The sequence below is a fragment of the Streptomyces sp. NPDC059957 genome, from assembly GCF_042730015.1.
Classification (GTDB): Bacteria; Actinomycetota; Actinomycetes; order Streptomycetales; family Streptomycetaceae; genus Streptomyces.
The window spans coordinates 35,304-49,861 of the sequence record NZ_JBHWMB010000007.1 but is presented as its reverse complement, the minus strand read 5'-3'; the positions used below and the strand labels follow the sequence as shown (position 1 = coordinate 49,861).

Annotated in this window: 10 protein-coding genes; 4 read left to right on the top strand and 6 right to left on the bottom strand. The window is 70.8% G+C overall.

Going from position 1 to position 14,558, the window contains the following annotated elements:
• The first annotated feature begins 598 nt into the window (after positions 1–598).
• The 3 genes from ACFWBW_RS06905 to ACFWBW_RS06895 all read left to right on the top strand — a co-directional run bounded on the left by ACFWBW_RS06905 (position 599) and on the right by ACFWBW_RS06895 (position 3,185).
• Positions 599–1,240 carry a DUF6230 family protein gene (locus ACFWBW_RS06905; protein WP_385369120.1) on the top strand — a complete coding sequence of 214 codons (642 nt, stop codon included), beginning with the start codon at positions 599–601 and terminating at the stop codon, positions 1,238–1,240.
• A gap of 126 nt (positions 1,241–1,366) precedes the next feature.
• Positions 1,367–1,951, top strand: coding sequence for a DUF6114 domain-containing protein (locus ACFWBW_RS06900; protein ID WP_385369118.1), 585 nt, complete (start codon positions 1,367–1,369; stop codon positions 1,949–1,951).
• Complete coding sequence (locus ACFWBW_RS06895) at positions 1,941–3,185, top strand: hypothetical protein (RefSeq protein ID WP_385369116.1); 1,245 nt, start codon at positions 1,941–1,943, stop codon at positions 3,183–3,185. Before ACFWBW_RS06900 ends, ACFWBW_RS06895 begins: the two co-directional genes overlap by 11 nt.
• A gap of 167 nt (positions 3,186–3,352) precedes the next feature.
• Here ACFWBW_RS06895 and pyk read toward each other — a convergent pair whose 3' ends face one another.
• The 3 genes from pyk to pta form a co-directional block, all read right to left on the bottom strand.
• On the bottom strand, positions 3,353–4,783 hold the full coding sequence (gene pyk, locus ACFWBW_RS06890) for a pyruvate kinase (RefSeq protein ID WP_385369114.1): 1,431 nt from the start codon (positions 4,781–4,783) through the stop codon (positions 3,353–3,355).
• A gap of 63 nt (positions 4,784–4,846) precedes the next feature.
• The gene (locus tag ACFWBW_RS06885) at positions 4,847–6,061 is read right to left on the bottom strand and encodes an acetate/propionate family kinase (protein WP_385369112.1); all 1,215 of its coding nucleotides are present in this window, start codon (positions 6,059–6,061) and stop codon (positions 4,847–4,849) included.
• A 53-nt stretch (positions 6,062–6,114) separates the two neighbouring features.
• Entirely contained in the window at positions 6,115–8,196 is a 2,082-nt protein-coding gene (pta, locus tag ACFWBW_RS06880) for a phosphate acetyltransferase (protein WP_385369110.1), read from the bottom strand.
• Between the two features lie 310 nt (positions 8,197–8,506).
• On the opposite strand from pta, the gene ACFWBW_RS06875 reads away from it, so the two are divergent.
• Complete coding sequence (locus ACFWBW_RS06875; RefSeq protein WP_385369109.1) at positions 8,507–9,532, top strand: ATP-dependent 6-phosphofructokinase; 1,026 nt, start codon at positions 8,507–8,509, stop codon at positions 9,530–9,532.
• A gap of 210 nt (positions 9,533–9,742) precedes the next feature.
• Here ACFWBW_RS06875 and ACFWBW_RS06870 read toward each other — a convergent pair whose 3' ends face one another.
• The 3 genes from ACFWBW_RS06870 to ACFWBW_RS06860 form a co-directional block, all read right to left on the bottom strand.
• Positions 9,743–10,366: a helix-turn-helix domain-containing protein gene (locus tag ACFWBW_RS06870; RefSeq protein ID WP_385369107.1), complete on the bottom strand. Its 624-nt coding sequence runs from the start codon at positions 10,364–10,366 to the stop codon at positions 9,743–9,745.
• 386 nt (positions 10,367–10,752) lie between these two features.
• Complete coding sequence (gene glgB / locus ACFWBW_RS06865; protein ID WP_385369105.1) at positions 10,753–13,074, bottom strand: 1,4-alpha-glucan branching enzyme; 2,322 nt, start codon at positions 13,072–13,074, stop codon at positions 10,753–10,755.
• A complete protein-coding gene (locus tag ACFWBW_RS06860; RefSeq protein WP_385369103.1) occupies positions 13,071–14,519 on the bottom strand; it encodes a maltokinase in 1,449 nt (482 codons plus the stop codon). The genes glgB and ACFWBW_RS06860 overlap by 4 nt, the downstream gene beginning before the upstream one ends.
• Positions 14,520–14,558: the final 39 nt, after the last annotated feature.

Sequence of the window (14,558 nt, the reverse complement as noted above, 5' to 3'; positions counted from 1 at the left end):
TGGGGAGAGGGGGAAGGGACAAAGAAAAGGAGGGGGAGGGGGGGGGGGTGGGGGGGGGGGGGGGAGGGGGGGGGGGGGGTGGGGAAGAGTGGGGGAGGGCGTGGCCGCTGTTACTCGCAGTAAATCGAACCCCGTGAACTGTCCGGTGTGTTCACTCTTCCCCCGGTCTGTCGTGGCCCTTGGTGACACCCTGTGTTGCCGCCCGACAGGGGCAGGACTCCCTCAGGTTATCTGGCCGTTACCCGCCAGTAACGAACCCCCTTGTGCCCCGGCCGTGAATGGACCACGATCGGCGACGCTCGGTCCTTCCCGCAGAGCCGCTCATCCGGAGCCGCGGTGGAGGGTCCCCACCGGGCCGGCCGGTGGCAGTGGCACCGGCCGTGGGACAGGGGGGTCTCCGTCACATGGCGGGGCCTGTCCTCCAGGTTGCGCGAACGCGTGGCCAAGTGGTTGTCGCTCGGGGGTGAACGCCGGTGTACGGACGCGGCATTGCCGCGGCTCGGCCGCTCGCGCTCCTTCCCGAGGACGTAGCACTTCTCCCATCCCAGGACGGGCACCGCCCGGACCGGAGATGTACGTCCGAGAAGGAGGAACGAACATGATTTCCCAGATTCGTGGCGGGACCAGATGGAAGCGCTTCGCGCTCGTCATGGTGCCGAGCATCGCCGCCACGGCGGCGGTTGGTGTGGGTCTGGCGCAGGGTGCCCTCGCGGCGTCCTTCAGCGTCTCGGGCCAGGACTTCAAGGTGTCGGCCGACAAGCTGGACGGTCGCGACCTGATCCAGTACGGCAGCATCTCGCAGGGCCACGACATGAACGGCAAGCCGGTGGCCCACCCGGTGACCATCTCCGGGTTCAGCCGTGCCGAGATCACCAACATGTGTCAGTCGCTGGTGACGCCGACTCCGCTCGGCAACATCACGCTGCAGCTGAGGACGGGCACGGAGCCGGGCAAGCCCGCCGTGGCCACCAACATCTACCTGGATGTTGCGGAGCTCGACACCGATGCCGAGTTCACCAACCTGGACATCGGTGTCGCGGTCAGCGACCCGTCCCACAAGACGAAGCCGCAGGCCGGCACCGTCAGCGACGAGAAGAAGAACAAGTACGCCTTCTCTCAGCGCGCGGACCGCGCCGTGCTGACCGACGTGAAGCAGAAGGCGTGGGCCACGACGGCCGGCACCTTCAAGCTGCCCAACCTGAAGCTGCGCCTGCTCGGTGGCGACAAGCCCTGCTACTAGGACGCGAAGCCATCGCTCCCAGTGCATGACCGGACGGGTGGGCGGTGACGGCGGCCGCTGCCGTCGCCCGCCCGTCCGGGCTCCACATAGTTCTCAGTACCACCCGTTTCCAGGGAGCTGTTGTCCATGAACCCCCAGGCCCCGGTTTACGTGCGCGCCGAAGACGACGCTTGGCTCACCGTGGTGTACTACCGCTTCCATGCGTGGAGCGGTCACCGCCCCTTCTGGGCAGGTCTGTTCACGCTCCTCAGCGGTGCTCCGATCCTCTATTTCCCGTACGGGGACGTCCGGCTCGGCAATGTCACCCTCGCGATGGCTACGACGACCGGCGCCGGTTCGCTGATCATCGGTGTCCTCCTGGTCACGCTGGGGCTGACGCTCTGGTTCCAGCAGGGCGTACGGATCTTCGCGGGCGTCGCCGCGATCCTGCTGGGACTGGTGTCCATCCCGGTGTCGAACCTCGGTGGCTTCGGTCTGGGCATCATCTGCGCCCTGACCGGCGGCGGCCTCGCGCTCTCGTGGGTGCCGGGCAAGCCGGCGGACGAGTCCGACCTGAGGGACACCAGAGACCCGGCACACGCCGTGAACCTGGGCAAGGCCGAGGCGATGGCGGGCCCCCACGGGGTCCCGGGACAGCGCGAAACGGAAACGACCGCATACGCGAGCGAGACGACTGCCCACGCCGATGGCGGGAGGAACAGTGCGGGGTGACGAAACGCAACGGGGCGAGGCTCCGGGTGCGGAGTCCCGTGAAAGGAAGGGCCCGCGCCACGCGGCGCCCAGGAAGTCGCTGCTGACCAAGATCCAGATACCCGTCGGCAAGACGATGGCGCTGGCGGCCATGCCGACCGCGGTCTTCGTCGGCATGAGCATGGCGCCGAAGCTGGCCGTGGCCGACGACAAGGACATCCCCTTCGCGCCCGGACCGTGCGTGACACGGTCCGACGAGCCCGCGGAGTCGCCCTCCCCGTCGGCATCGAAGAAGCCTTCCAAGACCCCGTCCAAGGCTCCGCGGACGACGCCCGAACCGGGCAAGTCGCCCACGACGGTGCCCGCGCCGAGCACGAGCCCGTCGGCGTCGAAGGCCGTCGAGAAGCCCGGTCTCATGCCGGCGGCGCTGCCCACGGCCAAGACGGCGAACCCGCTGGACCCGCTCGGTGTCGGCGAAGCCGTCAAGGGCCTGGTCAACGAGATCGCGGAGCCCCTCACGGGTGCCACGAAGGCTCCGGCCCCGACCGCCACGGCGACCACCGCGCCCGCTCCGGACGCGACCGAGGCCGCCATCCGCGACGCCGCGAAGACGGCCGGCGCCACGGTCTCGGAGCTCTCCGAGGAGGTCAAGCGCACCGCGACCACCCCGAAGGACGAGACGGGCAAGACCAAGCCGAAGCCCAAGCCGGTGCCGGAAACGGCCACGGAGGGCGGCAAGGCCGGCAAGGGCAAGAAGGGGAAGGAACCCTTCCCCTGCCCGACCTACGATGCCAAGGCCATTGCCGACGCCAAGCTGGAGCAGGGCATCCCGCTGCTCCCGGACGAGCCCTGGTACCTGGACAGCTCGCTGCTGACCCTCTACGGCCTCGACTACGAGGGCATCGTCGAGGTGAAGACGGCGGGCGGCAAGACCAAGACGGTCCTGAAGTTCACCGCGGACTCGCTGGACATCAAGGACCTCTACCAAACGGTCGGCAAGGACCCGTACATCGCCCACCTGAAGTCCCGTCCGGGCTCCACCTCGAAGATCCGCGGGGCCAAGGTGACGATGTACACCGAGAGCCTCAAGGGCAACCTCTTCGGGCTGATCCCGATCGAGTTCACCCCGAAGAGCCCGCCGCCCCTGAACGTCCCCTTCGCGTTCTTCACGAAGGTCAAGGTCGTCCAGGCCGGCCAGTTCGGCGGCACCCTGACCGTCCCGGGCCTCAAGAACTACATCGGCCCGGCGGAGTAGGACCGTACGGACGAGAAGCTCCCGGCAGCATGCGCTGCCGGGAGCTTCGTCGCAAACGCACCGAGGGCGGCACCCCGGATCCTCATCGGATCGGGGTGCCGCCCTCGGTCTCTGTGCGGCAGAGCCTGTACGGGTGGAGCGAGTGGCGCGGTACGGCGGGTGCGAGGTCAGTCGCGGGCGCCGCTGCCCAGGTGGTGGACCCGGACCATGTTGGTCGTGCCGGGGACGCCGGGGGGCGAGCCGGCGGTGATGATCATGGTGTCGCCCTTGTTGTACCGCTTGAGCTTGAGCATCTCCACGTCCACCAGGTCGACCATGGAGTCGGTGTTGTCCACGTGCGGGACGACGTAGGACTCGACGCCCCAGCTCAGCGTGAGCTGGTTGCGGGTGCCCTCGTCGGTGGTGAAGGCCAGGATCGGCTGGTTCGCGCGGTAGCGCGACAGGCGGCGGGCGGTGTCACCGGAGTGGGTGAAGGCGACCAGGGCCTTGCCGTCCAGGAAGTCCGCGATCTCGCAGGCCGCGCGGGCGACGGAGCCGCCCTGGGTGCGGGGCTTCTTGCCCGGGACCAGCGGCTGCAGGCCCTTGGACAGGAGCTCCTCCTCGGCCGCCTCGACGATCTTCGACATCGTCTTGACGGTCTCGATCGGGTAGGCGCCGACCGAGGACTCGGCGGACAGCATGACCGCGTCCGCGCCGTCGAGGATCGCGTTGGCGACGTCGGAGGCCTCCGCGCGCGTCGGGCGCGAGTTCGTGATCATCGACTCCATCATCTGGGTCGCGACGATCACCGGCTTGGCGTTGCGGCGGCACATCTCCACGAGGCGCTTCTGCACCATCGGGACCTTTTCGAGCGGATACTCGACGGCGAGGTCGCCACGGGCGACCATGACCGCGTCGAAGGCCGCGACGACGCCCTCCATGTTGGCGACGGCCTGCGGCTTCTCGACCTTGGCGATGACGGGGACCCGGCGGCCCTCCTCGTCCATGACCTTGTGGACGTCCTTGACGTCCTCGGCGTCACGCACGAAGGACAGGGCGACCATGTCGCAGCCCATCCGCAGGGCGAAGCGGAGGTCGTCGACGTCCTTCTCCGACAGGGCGGGGACGTTCACGGCGGCACCCGGCAGGTTGATGCCCTTGTGGTCCGAGATGACACCGCCCTCGATGACGATGGTCTTGACCCGGGGGCCCTCGACCTCGGTCACCCGGAGCTCGACGTTGCCGTCGTTGATCAGGACCTGGTCGCCCTTGGAGACGTCGCCCGGCAGACCCTTGTAGGTCGTGCCGCAGATGGACTTGTCGCCCGGGACGTCCTCGGTGGTGATGGTGAACTCGTCACCGCGGACGAGCTCGACGGGACCCTCGGCGAAGGTCTCCAGGCGGATCTTCGGGCCCTGGAGGTCGGCGAGGACGCCGACGGCACGCCCGGTGTCCTCGGAGACCTTCCGGACGCGGTCGTACCGCTCCTGGTGTTCTGCCTGGGAGCCGTGGCTGAAGTTGAATCGGGCCACGTTCATACCGGCCTCTACGAGAGCTTTCAGCTGCTCGTAAGAGTCGACGGCGGGGCCCAGCGTGCAGACGATTTTGGAACGGCGCATGGAGCGGATCCTATCGGTTTGTTTCGTAGCGGAATATTCCGTCTGGCGGAAAGTCCAAAGTGACTACCGGGTAACCAGCGCGTACGTCTGGCTGGCGATCTCCAGTTCCTCGTCCGTCGGGACCACGGCCACGGCCACCCGTGCGTACTCCGCGGACACCAGGCGCGGCTCGGGGGACCGTACCGAGTTCGCCTCCAGGTCGAGCGCCAGGCCCAGTTCGGCCAGACCGGCCAGGGCCATCTCCCGGATCTCGGAGGAGTTCTCGCCCACGCCCGCGGTGAAGGCCACCGCGTCCACCCGGCCGAGGACCGCCGAGTAGGCGCCGATGTATTTCTTCAGACGGTGGATGTACGAGGCCAGCGCCAGGCGGGCGGAGGCGTCGCCCTCCGCGGCCCGCCGCTGCACCTCGCGCATGTCGTTGTCGCCGCACAGACCCAGCAGACCGCTCTTCTTGTTGAGCAGCGAGTCGATCTCGTCGACGGACATGCCCCCGACCCGTGCCAGGTGGAAGACGACCGCCGGGTCCAGATCGCCCGAACGGGTGCCCATGACCAGGCCCTCCAGCGGGGTCAGCCCCATGGAGGTCTCCACGCAGACGCCGCCGTGCACGGCCGAGGCCGAGGCGCCGTTGCCCAGGTGGAGCACGATCACGTTCACGTCCTCCTCGGCCTTGCCCAGGAGCCGGGCGGTGGCCCGGGCGACGTAGGCGTGCGAGGTGCCGTGGAACCCGTACCGCCGGATGGCGTACTTGTCGGCCGTCGCGGCGTCGATCGCGTACCGCGCCACGTGCTCCGGCATGGTCGAGTGGAAGGCCGTGTCGAAGACGGCGACCTGCGGCAGGTCGGGGCGCAGCTCGCGCGCCACCTCGATGCCGGTCACGTTCGCCGGGTTGTGCAGCGGGGCGAGCGGGATCAGGGCGCGGATCTCGGCCAGCACCGCGTCGTCGATCAGCGTCGGGTGCGTGAACTTGGTCCCGCCGTGCACCACCCGGTGGCCCACGGCGGCCAGCTCGGGCGAGTCCAGACCCAGACCGTCGGCGGCGAGCTCCGCCGCGACGGCCCGCAGCGCCGCCCCGTGGTCGGCGATCGGACCGGTCGTCACGCGCTTGCCGCCCGCGGCGCCCGGGCCGGTCAGCGGCTCGTGCACCAGGCGGGAGGTCTCCTCGCCGATGCGCTCCACCAGGCCGACCGCCAGGCGGGAGGAGTCCGCCATGTCGAGCAGCTGGTACTTCACCGACGAGGAGCCGGAGTTGAGGACGAGTACGCGCGATGCGGTCACGATGGGGGTCTTTCCTTTGCGGTGAGGGGCTCGGGGGCTCGGTGGTGGCGGGCTCAGCCGGCCACGGGCCGGGACTGCGCCTGGATCGCGGTGATGGCCACGGTGGTGACGATGTCCTGGACCAGGGCGCCGCGCGAGAGGTCGTTGACGGGCTTGCGCAGACCCTGCAGGACCGGGCCGACCGCCACCGCGCCGGCCGAGCGCTGCACGGCCTTGTACGTGTTGTTGCCGGTGTTGAGGTCGGGGAAGATCAGCACCGTCGCGCGGCCGGCCACCTCGGACTCGGGCAGCTTGGTCGCGGCGACCGAGGGCTCCACGGCGGCGTCGTACTGGATCGGACCCTCGATCAGCAGGTCGGGGCGCTGCTCGCGGACGAGCTCGGTGGCCTTGCGGACCTTGTCGACGTCCGCGCCCGAGCCGGAGGTGCCGGTGGAGTACGAGAGCATCGCGATCCGCGGCTCCAGGCCGAACGCGGCGGCGGTGGTGGCCGACTGGACGGCGATGTCGGCGAGCTGCTCGGCGTTGGGGTCCGGGTTCACGGCGCAGTCGCCGTAGGCGAGGACCTTGTCGGCCAGGCACATGAAGAAGACCGAGGAGACGATGGACGCGTCGGGCTTGGTCTTGATGATCTCGAAGGCCGGGCGGATGGTGGCGGCGGTGGAGTGCACCGAACCGGAGACCATGCCGTCGGCGAGGCCCTCCTGGACCATCAGGGTGCCGAAGTAGTTGACGTCGGTGACCACGTCGTGGGCCAGCTCGACCGTCATGCCCTTGTGGGCGCGGGCCTTGGCGTAGTACTCGGCGAACCGTTCCCGCAGCGGGGAGGTCGCCGGGTCGATGAGCTGGGCGGCCGAGATGTCGATGCCCAGGTCGGCGGCCTTCTTCAGGATCGCCTGCTCTTCGCCCAGCAGGGTGAGGTCGCAGACCCCGCGGCGCAGCACCACGTCCGCGGCGCGCAGCACGCGCTCCTCGGTGCCCTCGGGGAGGACCACGCGGCGGCGCTCGGCGCGGGCCTGCTCCAGCAGCTGGTTCTCGAACATCATCGGAGTGACCCGCTCGGAGCGGGCCACCGAGAGCACCTCGCGCAGCTCGGCGGTGTCCACGTGGCGCTCGAACAGGCCGAGCGCGGTCTCCAGCTTGCGCGGGGTCGCGGAGTTCAGCCGGCTCTGCAGCGCGAAGAGTTCGGCGGCCGTCGGGAAGCTGTTGCCCGCCACCGAGACCACCGGGGTGCCCGGAGCCAGCTTGGAGGCCAGCGTCAGGATGTCCTTGCCCGGGCGCTCGTTCAGCGTCAGCAGCACACCGGCGATCGGCGGGGTGCCGGAGGTGTGCGCGGCGAGCGCGCCGATGACCAGGTCGGAGCGGTCTCCGGGGGTGACGACCAGGCAGCCGGGGGTCAGGGCGTTGAGGAAGTTGGGCAGCATGGCCCCGCCGAAGACGAAGTCCAGGGCGTCGCGGGCCAGTCCGGCCTCGTCGCCGAGGAGCACCTCGCCGCCGAGCGCCTGGGTGATCTGGGCGACCGTCGGGGCGGACAGGTGCTTGTCGTCCGGCAGGACGTAGCAGGGCACGGGGAGTCTGGCGGCCAGGCGCTCGGCTATCATCTCGCGGTCCTCGGCGGCCACCCGGTTGACGACCATTGCGCCGACGTGGCAGCCCAGGGCCTCGTACGCGCGGTAGGCGTTGCGGGTCTCGGCGCGCACGGCCTCGGCCGGGTGCTTGCCACCACCCACGACGGGGATGACCAGCGCGCCCAGCTCGTTGGCGAGGCGGGCGTTGAGCGCCAGCTCGTCGGGGAGGTTGGTGTCGGCGTAGTCGGTGCCGAGGACCAGCATGACCTCGTAGTCGCGCGCCACCTTCTGGTAGCGGCCGACGAGCTGGGAGACCAGTTCGTCGGTGCCCTTCTCGGCCAGGATGGCGGAGGCCTCGTGGTACTCCATGCCGTAGGCCGTCGCGGCGTCCTGGTCGATCCGGTACCGACCCTTGAGCAGGTCGAAGAGCCGGTCGGGCCCGTCGTGCAGCAGGGGGCGGTACACGCCCACCCGGCCAGTCTGGCGGGTCAGGAGCTCCATGATGCCCAGCTCGACGACCTGGCGGCCGTCCCCCCGCTCGATACCCGTCACGTACACGCTGCGCGTCACGCGTGCTCTCCGTCCCAATTCGACTCGGTTGTCCCAGTAAATATGGGCTTGACCTCTTGACAATACCCCTGCGATTCCTTAGGACGCCCGCCGGGAGAAGGGCCTGCCGGAGGGGGCCGAAAGGCCCTGCGGGCCCTCCTGGGCGGCGTGCCACAGAGCGCGCGCCACCCGGAGCCCGTGGAACAATCGGACAGGCTTCACCATTACGCCCTTCATGAGGCACCTCATACGGCATCTCATATGTACGTCGGTCGGCTGGACGCCCGCACGCGAACAGCCAGGTCCGACCAGGAGCAGGAGACACAGCACGATGCGTATCGGAGTTCTCACCGCAGGCGGCGACTGCCCGGGCCTGAACGCTGTCATCCGGTCGGTCGTACACCGTGCCGTGGTCGGGCACGGGGACGAGGTCATCGGCTTCGAGGACGGCTTCAAGGGCCTCCTCGACGGCAACTTCCGCCCCCTCGACATCAACGCGGTCAGCGGCATCCTCGCCCGTGGCGGCACGATCCTCGGATCGGCCCGCATGGAGCGTGCACGCCTCCACGAGGCGGCCGAGAACGCCGTCGAACTGGCCAAGCGCTACGGCATCGACGCCCTGATCCCGATCGGCGGCGAGGGCACCCTGACGGCCGCCCGGATGCTGTCGGACGCCGGCATGCCGGTCGTCGGCGTACCGAAGACCATCGACAACGACATCTCCTCCACGGACCGCACCTTCGGCTTCGACACCGCCGTCATGGTCGCCACGGAGGCCATCGACCGCCTCAAGACCACCGCCGAATCGCACCAGCGCGTCATGGTCGTCGAGGTCATGGGCCGGCACGCGGGCTGGATCGCCCTGGAGTCCGGCATGGCCGGCGGCGCCCACGGAATCTGCCTGCCGGAGCGCCCCTTCGAGGTGGACGCCCTGGTCAAGATGGTGGAGGAACGATTCGCCCGCGGTAAGAAGTTCGCCGTCATCTGCGTGGCCGAAGGCGCGCACCCCGGCGAGGGCTCCATGCCGTACGAGAAGGGCGCGATCGACCAGTACGGCCACGAGCGCTTCGCCGGCATCGGCAACCGCCTCGCCGTCGAACTGGAGCGGCGCCTGGGCAAGGAAGCCCGCCCGGTCATCCTCGGCCACGTCCAGCGCGGCGGCACCCCCACCGCCTACGACCGCGTCCTCGCGACCCGCTTCGGCTGGCACGCGGTCGAGGGCGTCCACCGCGGCGACTTCGGCAACATGACCGCCCTGCGCGGCACCGACATCGTCATGGCCCCGCTGGCCGAGGCCGTCACCGAGCTGAAGACCGTCCCCGAGGACCGCATGTACGAGGCCGAGTCCGTCTTCTGACCCTCCCCCTTCTGACCCTCCCCGCGGCCGGGACCTCCGTCACCGGTCCGGCCGCCGAAAGGCCCGGTCCGCACCTGCCCCTCCGGTGCGCCGACCGGCCCCCGGGACGGGACCCCCGCCCCGACTTCGAGCGCCGAAAGGCCCCGATCGCGTCCTCGTCCGGACGTGGTCGGGGCCTTTCCCGTAGGGAGCCCGCGGGCGGAATGTGTCCTACGACGCACCCCCCGCGAGGTACCAGAACCGCTCCACGATGTCGCTGAGGTACTCACGTCCCGAGTCGCCGCTGCCGGCCTCGCCCTGCCCGGTGCCCCAGCTCAGGGTCGCCACCATCCGCGACTGGTACTCGCCGTGCAGCTGCTCGAGCACCCGCTCCAGGTGCGCCTTGGGCACCGGAAGCAGCTTGGCCAGCGGCTTCACGTACGCCTGCCAGCGCGTGGTCACCGCGCTGCGCAGCAGCTCGGCCAGCTCCTCGTGCTTGCCGGTCGCCGTCACGAACTGGGCCAGCGTCAGCCCCAGGGCCGTCGCCAGCGCGGCGGACTGCCGCTCGTTGCCCTTCCAGCGGCCGGTGTCCTCCATCTTCTGGTACGCACCCGCCTCCACCCCGACCCGGCGGGCCAGGTCATCGGCGGCCAGACCCCGGGAGATGCGGTGTTCCCGCAGGGTGACGGGCTCCGCGAGCAGCTCGCCGGGGGAACACCAGAGCACGCCGGCCAGGGCGGTGACCTCGGGGGAGGTGGGCGAGATCTCGCCACGCTCCCACGCCATCACGGTCTCGGGAGTGACGAGCAGTCCGTACTGGGCGCGCAGGCCATAGGCGACATGACCGGGAGCCATGCCCAGGGCAGCGCGGAGACGACGCGCGGCGGGGGCATTGAAAGGGGGGCTGGAGTGCACATGGCACACCGTAGGAGTGGCCGAGGCTCGGCGACTACAGACCAATCAAACAAGCCCATAACTCGTAGGAACGTCCTATGAAGTAAAGGGCTTTGGTCCGATTTCCCTGTGACTGTCCGGTAATCGGGGCGATCCGTGATCCACTTCCCAGCGTACGTTTCCGGCCGCCGCAGCGATAGCCCCGTGCACGATCCCCTCACGGGATCTCCTTGCCCTGACGCCGGCGTCAAGGACCACCGTCGGGGCCGTGCGAATCGGCGAACCGGCCGAGCGTGCGGGCACCAGCACCCGCACGCTCCTCCAGGAACCGGAAGGGGTGCTCGCGGCTACCGCCGCGGCAGGGGCCTGAGCCAGAGCGTCGCCAGGGGCGGGAGGGTCAGGCGCAGGCTGGCCGGACGGCCCTGCGCGGGTACCGGTTCGGGGCACAGCGGCTGGGTGTGGTGGACACCGCTGCCGCCGTAGAGCTGCTGGTCGGTGTTCAGCACCTCCTGCCACAGCGGCACCTCCTCCGGGACACCGATCCGGTACCCGTGCCGGACCACCGGCGAGAAGTTCGAGACGCACAGCAGCTGCGAGCCGTCCTGGGCGAAGCGCAGGAAGGCGAAGACGTTGTCCTCCGCCGCGTCCGCCTCCACCCACGCGAACCCCTCCGGCACCGTGTCCCGTTCCCACAGGGCCGGAGCCGCCCGGTAGGTGCGGTTCAGGTCGCCCACGAGGCTGCGTACGCCCCGGTGGTCGCCGGCCGCCGCGTACGAGGAGTCCAGCAGCCACCAGTCCGGGCCGTACGTCTCGGACCACTCCGAGCCCTGCGCGAACTCCTGCCCCATGAAGAGCAGCTGCTTGCCCGGGTGGGCCCACATGAAGCCCAGGTACGCCCGGTGCGCCGCCCGCTGCTGCCACCAGTCGCCGGGCATCTTCGACACCAGCGAGCCCTTGCCGTGCACCACCTCGTCGTGCGAGATCGGCAGGACGTAGTTCTCGCTGAACGCGTAGACCATCCCGAAGGTCATGTCGTGGTGGTGGTACTTGCGGTGCACGGACTCCTTCGACGCGTAGCGCAGGGTGTCGTGCATCCAGCCCATGTTCCACTTCAGGCCGAAGCCGAGCCCGCCCCCGTCGGTGGGCTGGGTGACGCCCGGCCACGCCGTGGACTCCTCGGCGATCGTCACCACGCCCGGGCAGCGCCGGTAGACGGTGGCGTTCATCTCCTGGAGGAACGCCACCGCGTCCGGGTTCTCCCGCCCGCCGTGCTCGTTCGGCGTCCACTCGCCGTCCTTGCGCGAGTAGTCGAGGTAGAGCATCGAGGCCACCGCGTCCACGCGCAGCCCGTCCACGTGGAACTCCTGGCACCAGTACACGGCGTTGGCCACGAGGAAGTTGCGGACCTCCCGGCGCCCGTAGTCGAACTCCAGCGTCCCCCAGTCCGGGTGCGCGGCCCGCCGCGGATCGGGGTGCTCGTACAGCGCCCGTCCGTCGAACTCGGCGAGCGCCCAGTCGTCGCGCGGGAAGTGCGCCGGCACCCAGTCGACGATCACCCCGATCCCGGCCCGGTGCAGCGAGTCCACCAGGAAGCGGAAGTCGTCCGGGGTGCCCATCCGGGAGGTCGGCGCGTAGAAGCCGGTGACCTGATAGCCCCAGGAGCCGCCGAAGGGGTGCTCGGCGACCGGCATCAGCTCCACGTGCGTGAAGCCGAGCTCCGTCACGTACGCCGGGAGCTGCTCGGCCAGCTGCCGGTACGAGAGACCGGGCCGCCAGGACGCCAGGTGCAGCTCGTACACCGAGAAGGGGGCCTGGTGCGGCGGCCGCTCCCCGCGCGAGGCCATCCACTCGGCGTCCTGCCAGACGTAGGAGGAGGCCGTCACCACCGAGGCGTTGGCCGGCGGGACCTCGGCGTGCTTCGCCATCGGGTCGGCGCGCAGGGTGTGCGAGCCGTCCGGGCGGGTGATGTCGTACTTGTACAGGGCGCCCTCGCCGACGCCGGGCAGGAACAGCTCCCACACGCCGGTCGCCCCGAGCGAGCGCATCGGGTAGGCGACCGAGTCCCAGTACGAGAAGTCCCCGCTGACGCGCACCCCCTGCGCGTTCGGCGCCCACACCGTGAACCGGGTGCCCGCCACGCCCTGGTGCTCCATCGGCTCCGAGCCGAGCGCCGTCCACAGCTCCTCGTGCCGGCCCTCGCCGATCAGGTGCAGGTCGAGCTCGCCGAGCGCGGGCAGGAACCGGTAGGGGTCGTGGACCTCCACCTCGTCGCTGTCGTACGTCACCAGCAGCCGGTAGTCCGGTACCCCGGTCAGCGGCAGCATCCCGGAGAACAGCCCGTCGCCGTCGTCGAAGAGCTCGGCCCGCAGCCCCTTGGCGAGGATGGTGACCGCCTTCGCGTACGGACGCAGCACCCGGAAGGACACCCCGCTGCGCTGGACGCGCGCGCCGAGCACCCCGTGCGGATCGTGGTGGCGGCCCTCCAGCAGCCGGGCCCGTTCCTCCGCGCCCAGCGGCGGCGCCGGCCGGACCCCGTGCGACGGTGCGGCCCGCCGGGCCCTGGGGGCCCGGGGCTTCTTCACACTCGTTTCGGCGGAGGTGCCGGCGGTTTCAACGGCGGCCTTGGCTTCGTCGCGGACGGTCGGTGACGGCTGTCGTGCGGCGCTCACGCGAGCGGCCTCCTCGGGGGCTTCGGGTGGTGGGGGGTGGTGGATCCGGGGACGGGGGGATGCGTGCGGTGGGAGGGCGGACGCTGCGGCTCCGACAGTCGCCGGATCGCCGCCATCGGCACGTGCAGCCAGTCGGGCCGGTGCCGGGACTCGTAGCGGGCCTCGTACACCGCCTTGTCGGTCTCGTAGGCGCGCAGGAGCACGGGGTCCTCGCGCGGGTCCCGGCCGGTGGTGCGGGCGTAGCCCTCGCAGAAGGCGGCCCGGCAGTCGTCCGCCCAGGCGGGGGCGAACGGCCGGTGCGAGCGGGCCGCGTAGTCGAAGGAGCGCAGTATCCCGGCGATGTCCCGCACCGCCGGTTCGGGGCGGCGCCGGTCGGCCAGCGGCCGGGCCGGCTCGCCCTCGAAGTCGATCAGCGCCCAGCTGCCGTCCACGGTGCGCAGGGTCTGGCCCAGGTGCAGGTCCCCGTGGATCCGCTGGGCGGACACCCCGGCCCCGCGGGAGGCGGCCAGTGCGTCGAAGGCACCGCGCAGCCCCGCCTCGTAGGGGCGCAGGGCCGGTACCTCGCGGGCGGTGGCGGCGAGCCGGGCCGTCATCCCGGCGGCCAGCCGGGCCGTCTGCTCGGGGCCCAGCGCGACGGTGGGCAGCGCACCGGCCAGCGCGCTGTGCACCTCGGCGGTGGCCCGGCCCAGCGCGTGGGCCTCGGCGGTGAAGTCGGCGCCGGTGCGCAGCCGGTGCAGCGCGAGCTGCCAGCCGTCGTCGGAGCCGCGCAGGTACGGCTGGAGCACGCCCAGGGTCAGCGGTTCGGAGCCGGGCAGCTCGGCCTCGTACCAGGCGACCGGTGCGGGCACCCGGGCGCAGCCGGCCGCGGCCAGGGCGCGGGGCAGCTCCAGGTCGGGGTTGACCCCGGGGCCGACTCGTCTGAAGATCTTCAGGATGTACGAATCCCCGTAGATCAGCGAGGAGTTGGTCTGTTCCCCGGACAACGGTCGGGGGGTGGGTGCCTCGGGGATCACGGCGGCCGGATCCCGGTCGAAGCGCAGCGGGCCCAGGGTGCCGGGGGAGCGCAGCCGCTCCAGCAGCAGCGAGGCGAGCCGCGGATCGCCCAGGCCCTCGTAGACCGACTGGCCGGCGTACGGGCCCTGCTCGGCGCGGCCGATGAGCGCGGGTGCGAGGGCCGGCGGCAGCGGGCTCGGGCGGATGCCGAGCAGGAGCTGGTAGCAGTCCCCGTCCACGTCCAGCAGCAGGTGCAGCAGTCCGGGGGCCGACCCGGGTGGGAGCAGTTCGGCCGCCGAGATGGCCCTGAGCCGTCCGATGGGGCGGCCCTTGCCCGCGAACCAGCGCTGCGCGGGCAGCCAGGCCCGCAGCATCGGCTCCAGTGGGCCGAGCCCGAGCCCGGTGGCCCGGTCGGCGGTGAGCCGATCCCGGGCGGATGCAGCCTCCGACATGGCGTCGCGTCCTTTCCCCGGGCCGTCAAAGAATGCGCA